This window comes from Streptomyces phaeofaciens (genome assembly GCF_014648915.1).
GTDB classification, from domain to species: domain Bacteria; phylum Actinomycetota; class Actinomycetes; order Streptomycetales; family Streptomycetaceae; genus Streptomyces; species Streptomyces phaeofaciens.
Window position 1 is genome coordinate 103,566 of sequence record NZ_BMSA01000018.1, and the last position, 15,740, is coordinate 119,305.

Genomic DNA, 15,740 nt, shown 5'->3' on the forward strand with positions numbered 1-15,740 from the left:
CGCCGCCGTCGCACGGCCGGTGCTTCAGATGCTTCCGGTCCGGTGCAGGACGAGGCCTTCGTCTCTCCATTCCGCGAGGGACTGCGGAGGTGCCAGTTCCACACCGGCGATCCCAGCCGTGGCCTGGAATTCGGCGAGCATCGAAGTGAGCACCTCGGCTGCCTGACACTCGACTTCAGGATCGCCGGCGGGATCGTCGAGCGACAACCCGAGTACGACGGCGCCCTCTTCGGTGAGGGTGATGATCGCCCCGTAGAAGCCTCGCGCCTTCACGTACAGCGAGAAGGCGCCCGTGCCGCCTTCGCCCCGGCCCAGGTCGGCCAGCGCCTCGGCGTCACCGGGAGAGGGCTCCTCCGCCACGAACGTACGGACGAACGAGTCGAAGCGCGGGTCCCCGGGGTCGGCACGGTCCACGTATTTCTCGATGAACCTGGACAGGAGCACGGCGCGGTCATCGCGTCGAACCCAGACGTACGCGTCGAAGCACGGAGGCATGCCGGGAAGGATAGCGAGAGGTCCCGCAGCACACGGCGGAGTTCCCTTCGCGGTGGAGGTCCTCGACGTGCGGGCGACCGGCCCGGATCGTCGACGCACAGGCTCAGGTGCCGCCGCCCGACCGGATGCCGGGACCGGGCCCGGCAAAGGTGCCCGGCACCGCGCGCGCCATGGCCTGGGCGGTATCCGTCGCCGCCTGAGCGACGCTGATGGTCACCATGGCGGGTGCCTCGTCGGCGAACGCGAAGGTGGGCGCGCCCTATGTCCGCTACGGCGACACCGGCCCTGCCGTGACGTGCGTCCAGCTCGCAGTCAACGCGTTCTACAGCGGTCAGGGGGGAACGCGCTGGCCCTCGAGGTCGACGGAGTCTTCGGGTCGCAGACACTCCGGACGTAGTCCCGCACGTCGTCCAGAACCTCGTCCGCGGATGGAGTCGACGCGGAGGGTCGGCGACCGACGACCACGCGGCTGGAAGTCCCCCTCCGGAGGAGTGCGTGCGTGCCAGACCCCGCGTCTGCGGCATGATCGGCCGGACAGGTCCCGGCTAGTCAGGGATTCCTGGCATGCCCCAATGGGCTGCTCTGTCGCCGACTTCGGCTTTCGGGCATGTACGGCGCCATGTCGTGAGGGCCGGGGGGCGGCCCGCGCGTCCGAAGAGGAGCTGCCTGCTGTGCAGGATCAGGCGGAGTCTTGCCAGGTCGTGAACGTTGTCGTGGATGATGAGGACGCGCGCTACGTGGTAGGGGTCGTGTTCGGTGATCTGACCGCCGACGCGGCGGAGGCGGAGTCTGGCAGGGCCGTCGGCTTCGCCCGGGACGATGCGTGCCTCGATCAGACGCCGTCGGTCCCACGCCCAGTACGCGATCTCCCCGAGGAGATGGAGGGCGCCTACGTAGAGGACCCATGCGGCGTTCGAGTCCGTCCGCTGCAGTAGGCCGAGGAAGCCGAGGCAGCCGGCCGTCACCCCGACGCGCCGGAGCCGCGGAACCATCTGCATGGTCTTGTCGTCCGCGTCCCAGAGCAGGTCTTCGTCGGCAGCCATGCCGCCATCATGGGCCGTGCCCGTCATCGTGGAAAGCCCGGAGAATGCCTCCCAAAGCGGCTCGGTCCAAGGGACTTCGATGACTTCGTTGCTCAGACGGCCACCACCCGCCCGGCCAAGCTCGGCCAGCCCTTCACCCGCTGGTCCATCCGCGAACTCGCCGCCTACCTGCGGGAGGTCCACTGTCGCGTGATCCGCATCGTCGGTGAAGCAGCGTGGCTTCAGGTCTCAGGTCTGAGGTTCGCTCGGCAGGTCCACGAAGCCGGTTTCGATGTCGCCGCGGAAGGTGAGGGCTTCTTCGCCGATACCGAGGGCATCGAGCAGGAGGCTCAAGGCCGTGTCGACGTCAGCCTGGGCGCGGCCGACCCAGACGAAGACATCGGGGCGCGGGCTGCCCTCCAGTCGGCTGAGCGCAAAGTCGATCTTCTGGATGCGGAACATCGCCGCATCCACCGGGCCCAGGTCCTCCCAGCCCCGTTCGATGGTCAACCGCAGCCGCGCGGCCAGAACGTCCAGCGACGGCGACAGGCCGGCAACCAGCCGGAAGGAGCTCGCCGCGTACTCCCACATGCTGGACTGGAAGGCCGGGTTTCGCTTGCCGCCCTGGTACTGCGGCGCGCGTTCCCAGTCCGAATCCGGCCCAGGAACCTCGAGCCCCGCCATACGCCCTCCCCACCCCGCCGTTGAGCTGTGACCCCTCACCCTAGATGCTCAGCCCCTGGCGTCATGGATCACCCACCCGGTGAACGTATGCGGTCACAGCACTGGCTGAACGCCGCACACGACAGCTTCGACGGTCTTCCACGCCCCGGAGGTACCGCAGGCCTCCCGGCGGGCGTCCCACAACAGGCGGGTGAAAGCGGTGCGCGCATGGTCGCCGTGCAGGGAGATGCCCAGGATCAGGCCGCCGTTGCAGTCGACCGAGGCGCGGTTCTCGCCCCATGCGACGAGCCGGTCCAGCCATGCCGGGTCTTTGGTCTTGGGGGCGAGGACAGGCAGGAACTCGGGGAAAAGGGCGGACCCTTCGTGCTTCTCCAGCGTCTCGGCGATCGCGCCCCGCAGATCCTCGCACGGCAGGTGCAGCAGGCCGAGGCATGCGTCCTTCGACACGTAGTACGAGTCGTCGACGTGTTCCCACAGCAGGGACGCGGCCGGGGTGTGTCCCAGGCGGCCCAAGGCTGGAGTACCCCGGACGGTACGCCGTCACGCAGTCGGCCACCGTCGACCGTCGCCTCCAGCAGGCGCGCGGCCAGCCGCCGGTCCGCCGTGGCGGGCGAGGACCGGCACCAGCACCTCGTGCACGGCGGGCGCCGAGAGGAACAGCGGGAGGAGCGCCTCCGCATCGGCCGAGCCGCCCTCGCCATTCTCGTGCGGGCCGGCGCCGGCACGTGGCAGCGGCTCGCCCCGCCGCTCGACCCTGCCCCCCAAGAGCAGCCCACTACCGGGCCGCGTCCACGTGGTCAAGGACGACGGCGCCCGCCCAACTCGGCTTCCGCCGACGACCAATGCGCCGAGGCCGCCACCTGCCTCACCGCCACGGCGCCCGGAGAGATCTGACTCCGCCTCGAACACACCACGAGGCCCTGGGCGGCCTTGCGCTCCGATCTCGGAGGCCTCGTCCGCGGACCACCTGGTTGCTCTCTCCTCGGTGTTTGACAGCACGGCCGCACATCCACCATGCTTCCATTAATTCATTAATACAAGCATGGTGAAACAGGGGAGGCGATGTGATCGAGTACCGGATCGACCGTGACAGCGCCGTACCGGCCTACGTCCCGATCGCCGAGCAGGCCGAACGGGCGCTTCGAACAGGCGCGTTGACGGTCGAGGACGACTCCCCCTGCGCGCCGAGCTCACCGCCGGGACGGGGGCACGCGGGGCTGGAGCATGCCGACGTCCTCGCCCTCGTCACGGCCGCCCTGGACGCCTACGACAACGAGCACGAAACCAAGGCCCCGGTCGCCCGGGAACGAAAGGAGGACACATGACCAGGCCTGACGTGCCGGCCGCGCTGTGCGCCACAGGACTCGGCTTCCATCACCCGAAGCGGGGCGGCCCGGCCCTGCGGGACTGGAAGTTCACCGTGCCCGGCGGCCGTGTCACCGCCATCGTCGGACACGACGGCGCCGGCCGCGAGTGTCGGCCGGCACCGGCGCGGCCGCCCTGGTCGCCGCTGCGGTGATCGCCGCGTACTACTGCTCGGGCATGCTGGACGCCCTGCACAGCGGTCTGTTCGACGGCCGCGACACCGGTCCGCTGTATGGCACGCGGTCCGACACCGGCCTGCCCGTCCTGCTCACGGTCGCCACCGCGCTGCTCCTGCGCCGCCGCGTCTGACCGCGGCGACGACAACCGGGGCACATCCGCCGCACTCCCGGCCCCCTCCTCTTCCCTTACCTCTGTCCTTCTTCACTCTTACGTCCCCCACCGGGGATCCCCTGTCGCACGGAGGTCGCTTCACCATGCCCGCCGACGCCAAGTCACCGAAGAAACTGCGCAACAACCGCGCCGCCCTCACCCACAAGATCGGCTACGCCCTGCGCCACCCCGGCCGCGTCACCCCGTACCTCCGCCGGGCCGGCCGGGACACCTGGCTGCGTCTGAAGCACCCCGACCACGTCGGCTACTACCGGGCCGTGATGGCCTCGGACACCCTCCGCAACCCGGAAGCCGCGGTCGGCAGCCAGACCCACGACCGCTGGCTGGCGCTCGGGCAGATGCAGTTCGACTACCTCGTCGAACACGGGCTCCGCCCCGAACACCGCATGCTCGACATCGGCTGCGGAAACCTGCGCGGCGGCTGGCGCTTCATCAGCCACCTCGACCCCGGCAACTACTACGGCGTCGACATCTCGCCCGACATCCTGATGGCGGCGAAGAAGACGCTCACCGAGCGCCGGCTCCAGGACAAGCTGCCGCACCTGACCATCACCGGCGACCTCACCCTGGACTTCCTGCCCGACGACCACTTCGACGTCGTCCACGCCCACAGCGTCTTCTCCCACTCGCCGCTGAACGTCATCGACGAATGCCTCGCGCACGTCGGCCGAGTCCTGACCGACACCGGCTTCTTCGACTTCACCTTCGACCGCACCGAGGGCACCGAACACCAGGTGCTGCGCGAGGACTTCTACTACCGCACCGAGACCCTCCTGACCCTGGCACGGGGGCACGGCCTGCACGCGCGCTTCATGGAGGACTGGGAGCAGCGCCCACACGGCCAGTCGAAGATCCGCGTCAGCCGCTCACCCCTGCCCACCGCCTGAGACGGGTCTGGTCGACATGTCGTCCGAGAAGCCGTCCGGCATACCGTCACCGGAACCGCGGAGCGGACCGACGCGCCTGGCCGCGATGGACGGGCTCCGCCTGGTGGCAGCGGTCATGGTCGCCGCGTACCACTTCCTCGGCACACCAACCCCGCACTTCTGGGGAACGACCGAGCTCCGCGATTTCGCGCCCCTCCTGCACGAGATCAGCCGCTACGGCTGGCTCGGCGTCGAGTTCTTCTTCGCCCTCAGCGGATTCGTCATCTGCATGAGCTGCTGGGGGCGCACCCCCGCACAGTTCACCGTCTCCCGCATCGCACGGCTCTTCCCCGCCTACTGGTGCGCCGTGCTCCTGGTCGTCGCGCTCGTCCTCGCCTCACGGCTGGGCCACTGGCCCGCCGGCACCCGCATCGACCCTCGTACCGTCCTGGGCAACCTGACGATGGCTCCGGGACCACTGGGCCTCGACCTGGTCGCCGGAGTCAGCTGGACGCTCTGGGTGGAGGCCCGCTTCTACCTGCTGATGGCCGTGCTCCTCGTCCTCGGGCTGTCCTACCGCCGCACGGTGACCTTCTGCGCGGCCTGGCTCCTGGCCGGTGTCATCGCGCTCGAACTCCACTCACCCCTGCTCGACGAATTCGTTCTCACCCGGTACACCGGTCTCTTCGTCGCCGGGATCGTGCTCCATCTCATGCACCGCTTCGGACAGAGCCTCCTGCTGTGGCTGTTGCTGGGCTTCGCCTGGTCCTACGAACTCACCGTGCTCGAACTACGGGTGGCCGACCACGTGACCACGCCCCCGGGCGAGAGCCCACCCTCCTGGGCCGTGTGCGCGGCCGTACTCACCTGCTGCCTCGGGTTGTTGGCACTGGCCGGCATCGGGCCGCTGACGCGGCTGCGACAGCGTTGGCTGGTCACCGCCGGGGGCCTCACCTACCCCTTCTACCTCGTCCATCAGAGCATCGGAATTCCCTTGGCCAAAGGCTTGCTCCGGGCTTGGCCGAGGCTGGGGCCGCTGCCGTCGATGGCGGTGTCCGTCATCTGCGTACTGGGGCTGTCCCTGCTCATCCACACCACGGTGGAGCGACGGCTCGGACGCCTGCTGAGGCACCGTCTGTCCCTCGACCTGCGGGTGCGGGACGTCGCCTCGAAGCCGGCTCTCGCCCGCACGCGCTAGCCCCTGAACTCCCTCCGCAGAAAGGTCACGTATGCCCTCCAGCACGCGGACAAGACGCTCGCGCATACTCTTCGCGGCCGCGACAACGGCGGCCGCCGCCCTGACCGTCGCGCTGACCGTCACCACATACGATCACACCTCACCGCGCGCCGCCCGGGACGAGGCATCGGGATCGGTGACCGGAGACGTCGACTGCCGCAGGGCGAAGTGCGTCGCCCTCAGCTTCGACGGCGGCCCCAGCCCGACGACACCCGAACTGCTGGACATCCTCGAACAGAACGGCTTGCACGCCACGTTCTTCGTGCAGGGCAAGGGCCACATCGCGAAGTACCCGGACATCCTGCGCCGCATCTCGGCCGAGGGGCACGAAATCGGCAACCACACCTGGAATCACCAGAGGTTGACGGACCTCGACGAGGCCGACGCCCGTCAGGAGCTGGCCCGGACGCAGAACGCCATCAAGAAGATCACCGGCAACACGCCCGTCCTGATGCGTCCGCCGGAGGGCCGCACCGACCGCGGCGTGGCCAGGATCTGCCGGGACCTGGGGCTGGCGCAGATCCTGTGGAGCGTCACGGCCAAGGACTACGAGACGACCGACTCGGCGCTCATCACCGAGCGGGTGCTCGACCAGACCCACCGCGACGGCATCATCCTCCTGCACGACCTGCACAAGGGGACCGTGCCCGCCGTCCCGGGGATCATCAAGGCGCTCGAACAGCGCGGCTACACCCTCGTCACGGTGTCGCAACTGCTCGCCCCTGCCAAACTCCGTCCGGGCATGGTCTACCGGCCCTGAGCGAGCGCGGGTCCCTGAATGCCGCGGGGGAGGCGAAACCGATTTGCGGGAAGAGCCGGTAGAGGCGCCATTTCACGGCCCGCGGTGAGAGTCGGGCGCGTTCCCCGAGCTGCTTGTCCGTTGTCAAACGCTTCGTCCGTCCCTGTCCCGGGGACCGGTGGGGGCGGCCCCCTCCAACGCGGGCATGAGCCGCCGCGCGTTGTCGCGGTAGATGCCGCGACGCTGGCGCTCGGTGAACGCACGGTCGGCCTCGACGGCAGGCACCGTGAAGCCGGTGATGACCTCGGCGGAGGCGGCCGGCCAGTCCGTGCCGAAGAGGATCCGGTCGGCACCGGCCGTCTCCACCAGAGTGCACGCCGGAGCGAGCGGGCCCGCCGTGTCGTAGTGGAAACGGCGGAGGGCTTCCCGCACACGGGCTGCCTCGAGAGGCGGGGTGCAGAAGTCACCGAAGGCCTCGAGACGGGTGGCGATCTGAGGAAGGAATCCGCCGGCGTGCGGCAGGACGACGGACAGACGCGGATACCGGTCGAGCGTTCTCGTGCGGATCATGTTGACAGCGGCACGCGTGGTGTCCAGCAGGAAGTCACACATGAAGTTCGGGATGCCGGGAACGGTGGGCACCCCCGGTGGTTTCCCCGGAAGATCGAGTGGGTGGGTGACGAGAACCCCGGAACGTTCGTCGACCTCGGCGAGGAAGTGGTCGTACGAGGGATCCCCCAGGTACACGCCGTTGTAGCTCGCCTTCACACCGACTCCGACGGCACCGAATTCGTCGAAGGCCCGTCGGAGCGCCCACGTGGTGACTTCGGGGTGATCCAGGAGGGCGGGGCAGAGGAACGCGAAACGGCCCGGGTGTTCCTGCATCAAGCCGGTCACTGCCTCGAAGACGACGGACAGCCCGTCCCTGGCCTGCGCCGCGGAGCGATACCGGTCCTGCATGGTGGGGTTCAGAACGGCGGTCGCGATCCCCACCCGGTCCATGAGCGCGAGTGCGGAGTCCACATCCCAGCGCGCCCACCACAGCAGTTCCTCCCGTCGCACGACCCCTTCGCGCTCCGCCCAGTCCACCCATTGCGGTGCGGTGAAGTGGTGGTGCACGTCGATCTTCGCCCGCCGGGCGTCGTCACCTCCCTCGATGCCACTCGAACCGTCCCGTTCCCCGGCCAGAGCGTGGGGCTTCTGAGTGGTGCCGACCGTGGACGCCATGGCTCCGCCGGCCATGAGCAGACCACGCCGACTCAGGGGCCGACTCGAACGCGACATTCGAACTTCCCTCCGCAGCGCCATCCTCTGCTCGCCACGGTTCCTCACCCGCAGTGGCTCGGCCTCGGCGGGCGGCGCCGTCGGAGGGATGAATTCCGTCGTATGGAGCAGTCGGCGGCACACCGGCGTCCGACAACCGCAGCCCGCCCCTGGCCCGGTCGCCGGAGACGTCGTCGAAGCCGTCAGCACTCCGGAGGGTCTTGCGGAGCCTTCCGGTGCCGCGGGGTCCGGCACACTCGCCCCAGAAGGGGACCTCAGCGGCGTTGGGATCGGTCAGTCGCGTCGCCGGCCGGGCACGCCGAGGTCGGGGCCGAAGTCGGTGGACGTGCTCAACGAGCGGGCTGCGGTCCTCAGCTCGTCCTCCCACGCGGGGAGTTCGTCGGGTCCGATCCATTCGCTGTAGTCCGCTGCGACGGAGAGGAACCGTGTCTCCTCCCGAGTGCGGGCCGCAACAGTCATCGACAGCCGGTCGGCCACGCCCTGGGGACTCAGTTCGCCCTTCGTGAGGCCGAACGCCAGGCTCACCAGGAGACATCGGCCCGCGGTCTCCTCGTCGGGCAGCGGTATGCCGAGTTCGTGCAGGGCCTGGACGTACAGCTCACGGATGTCGGTCGCGACGCTCCTGCGCGACAGGCCGGCCAGTTCGCGCAGGGCGGGGGAGTCCCGCCCGTCGACAAGCGCATGCGCGGCGAGCATCGGGAGTTCCTCGGGAGGGACTACGTCCGCCACGTACTGCCAAGCGCTGTGCCACAACCGGTCCATACGCCCATCGTGGAGCGTGATGGGATGTCCTGACCAGCCGATTTCCGTTGCGGGTTGCTTCAGCCGGCGGGCCGGCTCTCAGAGGCCAGCCACGCCAGCGCCGGCGCTCCGTGACGAGGGTGATGACGGCCATCAGGGTCACCGGGCCCGCCGCCCACGCGGGCCAGGCCAGCCAGGAGGCGGCAACGGCCGCGGCGAGTTGGAGGAGCACCAGGAGGATCGTGACCCAGCCCGGCACCGCGATGATCACGTTCGTCTTGTCACCCGGGGTGGAGAAGCACGTGGGAAGGCCGATCAGGAGCACCACCGACAGGGCGGCGAGCAGCCACGAGTGGCCGGCCAGCGCCCAAGGGGTCGCCACCCAGGCCACGAGTTCCACCGCGAAGCGCAGAACGGACGCGACGCGGTCGTCGGGTCGTGTCGAGAGCGGTTCCCCAGCGGCGTCGGTCACCTGCGGACGATCTCACGGCCCACGCCCAACGGCCAAGAGTCGGGCCCCCGTTGACCCACAGGTGCCCTGCCGACGCCAACACCAGGCACCAGCGCCTCGGAGAACAACCGAGGCGTGCGAAGCCCGACGGAGCCGGGCGGCACCAACGGCTACAGGCCCGCCCGGGTCAGCAGCCGCTCCATGTGCTCGACGGGAAGGAACGGCGAAGCGGCGGCGGCCTCCGCGACTTGCTCCGAGGGGTCGGCGAGGAGTCGGAGCAGGGAGGGGAGCGGCAGACCGCGGTGGGGCGCGACCGCGCGGCGGACGCGGCCTTCGGGGTCGGAGGCCAGCTTCTCGGCGAGTTCCGGCGGCAGGTTCGGATCACGGGGCGCGAAGGAGCGGAGCCGGGGCTCAGGGTCGGTGGCGAAGCGGCGCAGGGCCTCCGGGGGGAACGTCAGGACCTCCTCCTTGTCCCACCAGAACGTGAACTTGTCCCGTCGGCGGTACCGGCGCTCGATGTTCTCGGCGGTCACGGGATCGACCAGGTGCGGGGCGGTGTGCGCCATGGTGAGGCGGACGATCTCCTCCTCGTCGTCGAGCAGTCCCGCCACCGCGTCGGCGGGAAGGGCCTCGCTGGCGGCCGCCGAGACCCGGAAACTGACGTAGGGCGAGTCGACGTGCGGCAGTGGATCGGCCGTGACCCATGGCAGGCGCAGGATCCTCAACTCCGTGCGTGCGGCGACATTTTGATACCACTGCAGGACTGCTGCGTCGTCGGCGTCGGGGCTCGGGTCGGCCGTCGAACGCGAAAGCTCGTGGACCGAGGTGTGGATCTCCGCCCGCAGGTTCTCCGGCGTGTCGGGCCGGGCGAAGACCTTCACCCGGACATTCAGGGCCGGGTCGACGGCGAGGACCTCGCGGACCGACGGCGGCAGGTCGGGATGCCGGGCGAGTTCGGCGCGCACCTCGCTGTGCGGATCAGCGGCGAGCCGCCGGATGGCCTCCGTGTCGAGAACGGCGTGCATCACTGCGCCCGCCCGGGTCACGGGGTCCGCCAGCAGTGCCGGCAGCAGGTCAGAGGGCGGTACCGGATGAGGCGTGTGCGCGAAGTAGGTCGAACAGGCGGCGGCGCGGACCTCGGCCTCGGGATCGGTGAGCAGGATCCGGCGGACGGCTTCCGGCGCCTGGGTCCAGTGCCTCGCCAGCGCGGCCCGGATCGCGGGGGCGGGGTCGGTGGCGAGGCGGGCTCGGAGGTCGGGCGGCGTGTGACGATTCCGGGCCAGGTACTCGCGGACCTGTGGCTCGGGATCGTCGATGAGCCGTTCCAGCATCTCCCGCGGCGCGGTCGCCGCGCAGATGACGAGCGCGGCGCGCACCGCCTTGTCCCGATGGGCGGCCAGACGGATGCGGAACCGGTCCGGCAGCCGGTCGTTGAGCGCCAGGCTGTGAAGGAGCCAGGGGTCGTCGATCGCGATGATGTCGACGAGCATGTCCTCGGTGAGGTCCGGGCGCCTCGCCACCGTCCCCATCCCCCGCCGCCATCCCAACAGTCGCCGGACCAGGGGAGCGGGCAGGGCGGGATTTGCCGCCAGCCCGTCCATCACCTCGTTGAGATGCATCGGAGCGAGGTCGTCGTCGTCCATGCGGCCAGGATGTCAGGCGGGCTCCGACGCGACGCCGCCGGGCCGCGGCCGGCACCGATCACCGGGCCGACGTCGCAATCAGAGCCCGGGACCGACCGTCTCACCGCCCGGCCCGTCTCACAGCGCCCGGACGATCGGGCCGATGTCGTATGTGAGGGTCGGTCATCCGGCGGCGGCCAGGCGCCGCCGGAGCTCCTCCTGCGAGATGTCTTCCATGTGGGTCAGGAATACCCATAGGTGACCGGAAGGATCCTTGAGGATGACGGTGCGGTCACCGTGGAACATGTCCGTCGGCGGCTGGACGATCTCGGCACCGGCGGCTTCCGCGCGTTCCGCCAGGGCGTCGACGTCCGGCACGAAGACGTGCAGCGTGACGGACGTACGTCCGCCGAGTGACGTCGGCGCGGCGAAGGAGGCGGCCTCCGCCTCGCCCGCACCGGCGTCGCCCAGCATCAGGACCGATCGTCCGATGGTGATCTCGGCGTGCAGGATCCCGCCGCCCGGAGCGTCGATCCTGAAGTCTTCACGGGCGCCGAACGCGCGCTGGTAGAAGTCGATCGCCGCGGCAGCGTCGTCGACCATGATGTGCGGGATCACCGCATAGCGGTAGCGGTCGGGGATCTCGATCTCGGTGGTGTCTTCGGGCATGGCGAACCCCCTTGAAGGCGCCGCCGGTCGGCTCCCGCGGCTCTGGGAGGAACCTAGAAGCTCGAGTTCGATTGAGGTCAAGCGCCGATGCCCATGCCTTGGGCGGACCCGGTCACGTGCGCCACTGCGCAACCGGGACGGCGGCGCGGTCCCGTGCCGCTCACCGGCCGAAGTGGCCCTCCAGACGGCTCGGGCCGAGGCGGGCGCGTGGTGGCAGCAGCAGCATGGTCGGACTCCAGTTGCGAGGTCCGACCATGCCGGCCGCATCGGCGCTCCGGACCGTGGATGCCCACCCACGGCTGCCGGCGTCAGTGACGGACGGGCAGGGGAGGCATGGAGGGCATGGCGGGCATGGAGGGCATGAAGGGGTTGGGGAGCACGGAGGGGATGAAGGGGGTGGGGAGCATGGGGAACCAGTGGTGAGTGTGAGGCTTGTGCAACCCGCAGAGCTTGCCGTGCTTGATGGTGGTGGGGTCCGTGGCGGTGTGCGTGGTGCTGTCGCCGCCCCCGGTGACCGTCACCGTGTTGATCCCCTGACCCACCTCGCAGTTGCAGGGCACGTCGACGGTGAGTGTGATCGCCGGGTAGCTGGCCCCGGCGGCCAGGGCGTCGCTGCGCGTGCAGGTCAGCGTGGCCACGGAGCAGATCCATCCGGTGCCCGAGAGACTCGCGGCGGTCAGCCCCTGGGGGAGGACGTCATGGACGGTGACCGTGCTGCCGTCCGTGGAGCCGGGCCCGGCGTTGCCGACCGTGATGGTGTACGTGCCGTTCTGGCCTCCGGTGAAGTCCCCCACGTGCGTCTTCTTGATCGTCAGGGACGGTCTCCGGGGGCACAGGCCGGCCGGGTTGCTCGTCGCGGCCTGGTTGGCCGTCCAGGTGTTCGCAGTCCCGGCGGTACCGGTGCCGGTGGTGAGGTCCTCGCAGTCGTACAGGGTGCTGTTCTGCAGCACGTTGCGGGTGACCGTGTTGCCGCCGTTGCCACCGTTGTTCTCGATGAGGACGCCGTCGTGCCCGCTGCTGCTCACGCTGTTGTCCGAGATGGTGGAATTCGTCAGCGAATTCGGGCCCACGGAAATGCCGTCGCGCGTGACGTTCTGGATGGTGTTGTTGCTGATCTGGACCTGATCGCTCGGCAGAGGCACGAACGTGTCCGAGCGAATTCCGTGGTAGCCGCCCTGGATGTTGTTCCGCAGAACCTGGAGTACGTGGTTGTCGTCTCCGATGAAGATGGCGGGCCCCGTGTTGCCGACGGCCTGGTTGTCGGTCACCAGGCTGTCGTTCGAGCGGAAGATGTTCAGTAGCGATTCGTCCTGGTGCGAGACGTTGTGATGGATGTTGACGCGCACGGTGTTCTGGTACTTGTCGAGGGTGATCGCGCCGTTCTTGTTCTGGAAGAAGGCGTTGTTGTCGATCAGCGCGTTGTCCAGGCCCTGGTCGGAGTAGATACCGTTGCCGGCCGCAGGCTGGACCTGGAATCCTGTGTTGTTCAGGCGGATGCAGTTGCGCGCGACCTCGGACTGCGTCGCGCCGCTCGCGTTGTAGTACATTCCCGCCGGGTTGCCCTGGATCACGTTGTTCGTGATCAGGTAGCCGGAGTGGGCCACGGAGGTGTTGATGCCGTAGCCGCCGAGGTTGGAGCCCTGGTTGTTCTGGACCGTGAAACCCCGGAACTGGATGTTGTCTTCCCGGAGGTTCACGAGCCCCTCGCCGGTGGCGCTCGTGAAATCGATGATGGAGTCGACCGTCGGGTCCGGCGCCACGAACTGGTCGCAGTTCTGCGGGAGAGTGGTCTCGCCTTCCAGTGTGAGATCCGGTTTGGTGACCTCGACGATCTCGTTGTAGGTGCCGGGGCAGACATGGATCGTGTCACCGGCCACTGCCGCGGTCACGGCGGCCCCGATCGTCGTGTAGGTGGCGTTCGGGCAGGTCGCCGTCGGTCCGCCGGCGGAAACGATGAGCGTGGAAGCGGCGTAGCTGGGGGCGGCCGGCAGCGCTGCGGCCATTGCTGCGACCACCGGCAAGAAGGCGTATGCCTTTCTCATTTCCTCACCTGTTTCTCAATTCCTCACCTGTTTGGTCCTCGCGGCAGACCGGAAAAGGCAGCCATGATGGCAAAGCGGTTCGCCGCCTGTGTTGGGGGCTGCCGACCCGGTGAGGATCATGCCGACTTTTCGCGCGACGGAATCAGGGATGCGGCAGAGCTACTCGAACGCCCGGAAAGGTCACACGTTCGAACCAAGGCTCCATGTTCGGTGGCCGGTGCTTCGTAAGCGCTCCGAACCACCGGCAGGCCAACGGCTGGTCCCCGCACACCCCGCAACACGCCTGAAAGCGGCGGCCCCGATCATCAGGGCCGCCGCTTCGCCGTGTTCGCACACCCGCGTCGTTCGCTGAATCCGTCCCCGGTGGCGCGGGGACGACGTCATGCCGGCCGAGCCCAGCACCGTAGAAGCCGAGTCGGCGGCGCAGCGCGGGAACGACCGATCGAGGAACGACCGGTCGATCGCGTGCGGGCTGCCGTTCAGATGAGGTTCAGGAGGTCGAGCCGGCGGCGGACGGGTTCGTAGGGGGTTCGTAGGAGATCCCCTCCAGGCCGGCCGCGATGTTCGCGTGGCCCGCCGCGCGGAGCCGGTTGAAGTCGACGGGGGCGTTCGTGGGCTCGCGGTCCACGGGGCAGGCCGTGGCATGGTCACCGGAGAGCGGTCGGGACGGTGATGTCGGACGTCGGTTCCTCCGCGGCCTTCGCTGCCGTGTGCGCCTTGGTGAGGGTGCAGACGCCGTCCACACACTGGCGCTCCAGACGGCCGCGGGAGATGGTCTGCGCCAGGCCTACCATCCAGCAGGTGGGGCAGCCGCGGAAGGCGATCAGGGCCAGCGGGGCGGCCAGCAGGGTGGCCGGGCCGGCGACCGGCATCAGGGCGATCGAGCCGATGATCAGCCCGAAGCCGATGGCGCCGCGCGCCAGATGGCGCGGGACGGACTTGCTGGCGAAGTTCACCTCGGGCGCCGCGGACTGTGCGACGGCCCGGGTTTTCGCCCCCTGCCGGGGCTCCACGGTGTGCACGGTCATGAGTCTCCTTCGACTGGTTGGCCGATGGCTTGATCGGGTACCTGGTCGCTCACCGTCAGCGAGTGACGCAGTGTCGCGCGTGCTCTGTGCAGCCGCGACTTCATCGCGGCGTTGCTCAGGCCGAGCGCATGGGCGACGGTTCTGCCGGGCAGGCCCTGGACGTCCCGCATGATCAGGACCTGCCGTTGGTCACGGGGCAGAGCACTGACCGCGGCCGCGATCCGCTCCGCCTCCAGCCTGTGCAGCACCGCGTCCTCGGCGGACGGTTCCGCGGACGCGTCCGGTTCGGCCGACGCCTCGTCGCTCCGCGAGACGAGCAGTCGTACCTGCCGCAGGCATTCGTTGCGCACGATCCGGAACATCCATGAGGCAAGCGCGCCAGTGGCCCGCAGGGTGCCGATCTTCCGGTAGAGGATGATCAGCGCCTCCTGCGCCGCGTCCTCCGCGTCCTGCGGTGAGGCGCACAGCGACAGGGCGAACTTGCGCACGTGCGGCTGCGATTCCATGACGACGGTGGTGAGCGACCTGACGTCGCCGTCCTGAGCGGCCTTGATCAGCCGCTCGTCCGGCCAGGGGAAGCGTTGGTTCATCTGCTACTCATACAGGGAGGCGTTCCGTGCCCGGGCGCCGGTCAGCTTCGGCCCTTGTAACGCCGCATCAGGTGCCAGCTGCACGCGCCCACGAGCAGGGCGCCGATCACTACGAGGCCAGTGACCATCATGGGTGTTTCCTCCCGGTTCCGCCGGCCCGTTCGGCCGGTACACAGACAAGAGGCGGGGAGGTCCGAAAAGGATTCACCTCGCAGAAAGCACCCCGCCCCGGCGTCTGAGCCGTCGCCGCACTCGACGAGCCGACCCGCAGGAGGCTCTACGACCACGTCGTGCGCCGGCCGGGACCGGTCAGCCGCGACGAGGCCGCCGAGGCCGCGCTCCAGCAAGCAGGTCACCGTCAGCCTGCCCGAGCGGCACTACGAGCTGGCCGGACGGCTCCTCGCCCAAGCGCTGGAGGAATCCGAGGCCACCGGTGAACCGGCCCGAGCGGTCCTGCACCGAAAGGCCCACGAGCTCGGCACGGAGCTGGCCGGACCGGGGCAGGGAGACCTGTTGGCCGCGCTGGAAGGGAACGGCGGCTGCGGAAGCGCTCC

Annotated in this window: 18 protein-coding genes and 1 pseudogene; 7 read left to right on the forward strand and 12 right to left on the reverse strand. The window is 69.3% G+C overall.

Annotation, left to right across the window (positions count from 1 at the left end; genetic code table 11):
* Window positions 1-24: 24 nt before the first annotated feature.
* The 4 genes from IE275_RS27665 to IE275_RS27680 form a co-directional block, all read right to left on the reverse strand.
* Window positions 25-495 carry a hypothetical protein gene (locus tag IE275_RS27665; RefSeq protein WP_189714143.1) on the reverse strand — a complete coding sequence of 157 codons (471 nt, stop codon included), beginning with the start codon at window positions 493-495 and terminating at the stop codon, window positions 25-27.
* Window positions 496-1,040: 545 nt separating this feature from the next.
* Window positions 1,041-1,538 (reverse strand): hypothetical protein, encoded by a 498-nt coding sequence (locus IE275_RS27670; RefSeq protein WP_189714144.1) that lies wholly within the window; start codon window positions 1,536-1,538, stop codon window positions 1,041-1,043.
* A 228-nt stretch (window positions 1,539-1,766) separates the two neighbouring features.
* Window positions 1,767-2,201 carry a hypothetical protein gene (locus IE275_RS27675; protein WP_189714145.1) on the reverse strand — a complete coding sequence of 145 codons (435 nt, stop codon included), beginning with the start codon at window positions 2,199-2,201 and terminating at the stop codon, window positions 1,767-1,769.
* 93 nt (window positions 2,202-2,294) lie between these two features.
* Entirely contained in the window at window positions 2,295-2,714 is a 420-nt protein-coding gene (locus IE275_RS27680; RefSeq protein ID WP_189714146.1) for a hypothetical protein, read from the reverse strand.
* A 551-nt stretch (window positions 2,715-3,265) separates the two neighbouring features.
* Between IE275_RS27680 and IE275_RS27685 the strand changes: the two genes are divergently transcribed.
* The 6 genes from IE275_RS27685 to IE275_RS27710 all read left to right on the forward strand — a co-directional run bounded on the left by IE275_RS27685 (window position 3,266) and on the right by IE275_RS27710 (window position 6,780).
* Window positions 3,266-3,526 (forward strand): hypothetical protein, encoded by a 261-nt coding sequence (locus IE275_RS27685; protein WP_189714147.1) that lies wholly within the window; start codon window positions 3,266-3,268, stop codon window positions 3,524-3,526.
* Window positions 3,523-3,720 (forward strand): P-loop NTPase family protein, encoded by a 198-nt coding sequence (locus tag IE275_RS27690; protein ID WP_189714148.1) that lies wholly within the window; start codon window positions 3,523-3,525, stop codon window positions 3,718-3,720. Before IE275_RS27685 ends, IE275_RS27690 begins: the two co-directional genes overlap by 4 nt.
* The gene (locus IE275_RS27695; protein ID WP_189714149.1) at window positions 3,675-3,875 is read left to right on the forward strand and encodes a hypothetical protein; all 201 of its coding nucleotides are present in this window, start codon (window positions 3,675-3,677) and stop codon (window positions 3,873-3,875) included. Before IE275_RS27690 ends, IE275_RS27695 begins: the two co-directional genes overlap by 46 nt.
* Before the next feature lie 125 nt (window positions 3,876-4,000).
* Window positions 4,001-4,804, forward strand: a complete 804-nt coding sequence (locus IE275_RS27700) for a class I SAM-dependent methyltransferase (protein WP_189714150.1) — start codon at window positions 4,001-4,003, stop codon at window positions 4,802-4,804.
* An 85-nt stretch (window positions 4,805-4,889) separates the two neighbouring features.
* Window positions 4,890-5,981, forward strand: coding sequence for an acyltransferase family protein (locus IE275_RS27705; RefSeq protein WP_229870626.1), 1,092 nt, complete (start codon window positions 4,890-4,892; stop codon window positions 5,979-5,981).
* 31 nt (window positions 5,982-6,012) lie between these two features.
* The gene (locus IE275_RS27710; protein WP_189714152.1) at window positions 6,013-6,780 is read left to right on the forward strand and encodes a polysaccharide deacetylase family protein; all 768 of its coding nucleotides are present in this window, start codon (window positions 6,013-6,015) and stop codon (window positions 6,778-6,780) included.
* Window positions 6,781-6,903: 123 nt separating this feature from the next.
* Here IE275_RS27710 and IE275_RS27715 read toward each other — a convergent pair whose 3' ends face one another.
* From IE275_RS27715 to IE275_RS27750, 8 genes are all read right to left on the reverse strand, one after another.
* Window positions 6,904-7,986, reverse strand: a complete 1,083-nt coding sequence (locus IE275_RS27715; RefSeq protein ID WP_189714153.1) for an amidohydrolase family protein — start codon at window positions 7,984-7,986, stop codon at window positions 6,904-6,906.
* Window positions 7,987-8,316: 330 nt separating this feature from the next.
* Window positions 8,317-8,805, reverse strand: a complete 489-nt coding sequence (locus IE275_RS27720; RefSeq protein ID WP_189714154.1) for a hypothetical protein — start codon at window positions 8,803-8,805, stop codon at window positions 8,317-8,319.
* Between the two features lie 600 nt (window positions 8,806-9,405).
* Window positions 9,406-10,878 carry an amino acid adenylation domain-containing protein gene (locus IE275_RS27725; protein ID WP_189714155.1) on the reverse strand — a complete coding sequence of 491 codons (1,473 nt, stop codon included), beginning with the start codon at window positions 10,876-10,878 and terminating at the stop codon, window positions 9,406-9,408.
* A gap of 162 nt (window positions 10,879-11,040) precedes the next feature.
* Window positions 11,041-11,526: a VOC family protein gene (locus tag IE275_RS27730; protein WP_189714156.1), complete on the reverse strand. Its 486-nt coding sequence runs from the start codon at window positions 11,524-11,526 to the stop codon at window positions 11,041-11,043.
* 308 nt (window positions 11,527-11,834) lie between these two features.
* Window positions 11,835-13,529, reverse strand: coding sequence for a right-handed parallel beta-helix repeat-containing protein (locus IE275_RS27735; RefSeq protein ID WP_189714157.1), 1,695 nt, complete (start codon window positions 13,527-13,529; stop codon window positions 11,835-11,837).
* A gap of 529 nt (window positions 13,530-14,058) precedes the next feature.
* On the reverse strand, window positions 14,059-14,196 hold the full coding sequence (locus IE275_RS27740; protein ID WP_189714158.1) for a hypothetical protein: 138 nt from the start codon (window positions 14,194-14,196) through the stop codon (window positions 14,059-14,061).
* A gap of 19 nt (window positions 14,197-14,215) precedes the next feature.
* Entirely contained in the window at window positions 14,216-14,596 is a 381-nt protein-coding gene (locus IE275_RS27745) for a hypothetical protein (RefSeq protein ID WP_189714159.1), read from the reverse strand.
* Window positions 14,593-15,186 (reverse strand): RNA polymerase sigma factor, encoded by a 594-nt coding sequence (locus IE275_RS27750; protein WP_189714160.1) that lies wholly within the window; start codon window positions 15,184-15,186, stop codon window positions 14,593-14,595. The genes IE275_RS27745 and IE275_RS27750 overlap by 4 nt, the downstream gene beginning before the upstream one ends.
* Window positions 15,187-15,425: 239 nt before the next feature.
* On the opposite strand from IE275_RS27750, the pseudogene IE275_RS46165 reads away from it, so the two are divergent.
* A pseudogene (locus IE275_RS46165) lies at window positions 15,426-15,723 on the forward strand (transcriptional regulator); the annotation flags it as partial.
* Window positions 15,724-15,740: the final 17 nt, after the last annotated feature.

Bases quoted from the DNA above. Each gene is read 5' to 3' on its own strand.
- IE275_RS27720 (WP_189714154.1), bottom strand. From the start codon at position 8,805: ATGGACCGGTTGTGGCACAGCGCTTGGCAGTACGTGGCGGACGTAGTC.
- IE275_RS27710 (WP_189714152.1), top strand. From the start codon at position 6,013: ATGCCCTCCAGCACGCGGACAAGACGCTCGCGCATACTCTTCGCGGCC.
- IE275_RS27735 (WP_189714157.1), bottom strand. From the start codon at position 13,529: ATGGCCGCAGCGCTGCCGGCCGCCCCCAGCTACGCCGCTTCCACGCTC.
- IE275_RS27670 (WP_189714144.1), bottom strand. From the start codon at position 1,538: ATGGCTGCCGACGAAGACCTGCTCTGGGACGCGGACGACAAGACCATG.
- IE275_RS27725 (WP_189714155.1), bottom strand. From the start codon at position 10,878: ATGGACGACGACGACCTCGCTCCGATGCATCTCAACGAGGTGATGGAC.
- IE275_RS27715 (WP_189714153.1), bottom strand. From the start codon at position 7,986: ATGGCGTCCACGGTCGGCACCACTCAGAAGCCCCACGCTCTGGCCGGG.
- IE275_RS27665 (WP_189714143.1), bottom strand. From the start codon at position 495: ATGCCTCCGTGCTTCGACGCGTACGTCTGGGTTCGACGCGATGACCGC.
- IE275_RS27675 (WP_189714145.1), bottom strand. From the start codon at position 2,201: ATGGCGGGGCTCGAGGTTCCTGGGCCGGATTCGGACTGGGAACGCGCG.
- IE275_RS27705 (WP_229870626.1), top strand. From the start codon at position 4,890: ATGGACGGGCTCCGCCTGGTGGCAGCGGTCATGGTCGCCGCGTACCAC.
- IE275_RS27690 (WP_189714148.1), top strand. From the start codon at position 3,523: ATGACCAGGCCTGACGTGCCGGCCGCGCTGTGCGCCACAGGACTCGGC.
- IE275_RS27745 (WP_189714159.1), bottom strand. From the start codon at position 14,596: ATGACCGTGCACACCGTGGAGCCCCGGCAGGGGGCGAAAACCCGGGCC.
- IE275_RS27730 (WP_189714156.1), bottom strand. From the start codon at position 11,526: ATGCCCGAAGACACCACCGAGATCGAGATCCCCGACCGCTACCGCTAT.
- IE275_RS27700 (WP_189714150.1), top strand. From the start codon at position 4,001: ATGCCCGCCGACGCCAAGTCACCGAAGAAACTGCGCAACAACCGCGCC.
- IE275_RS27750 (WP_189714160.1), bottom strand. From the start codon at position 15,186: ATGAACCAACGCTTCCCCTGGCCGGACGAGCGGCTGATCAAGGCCGCT.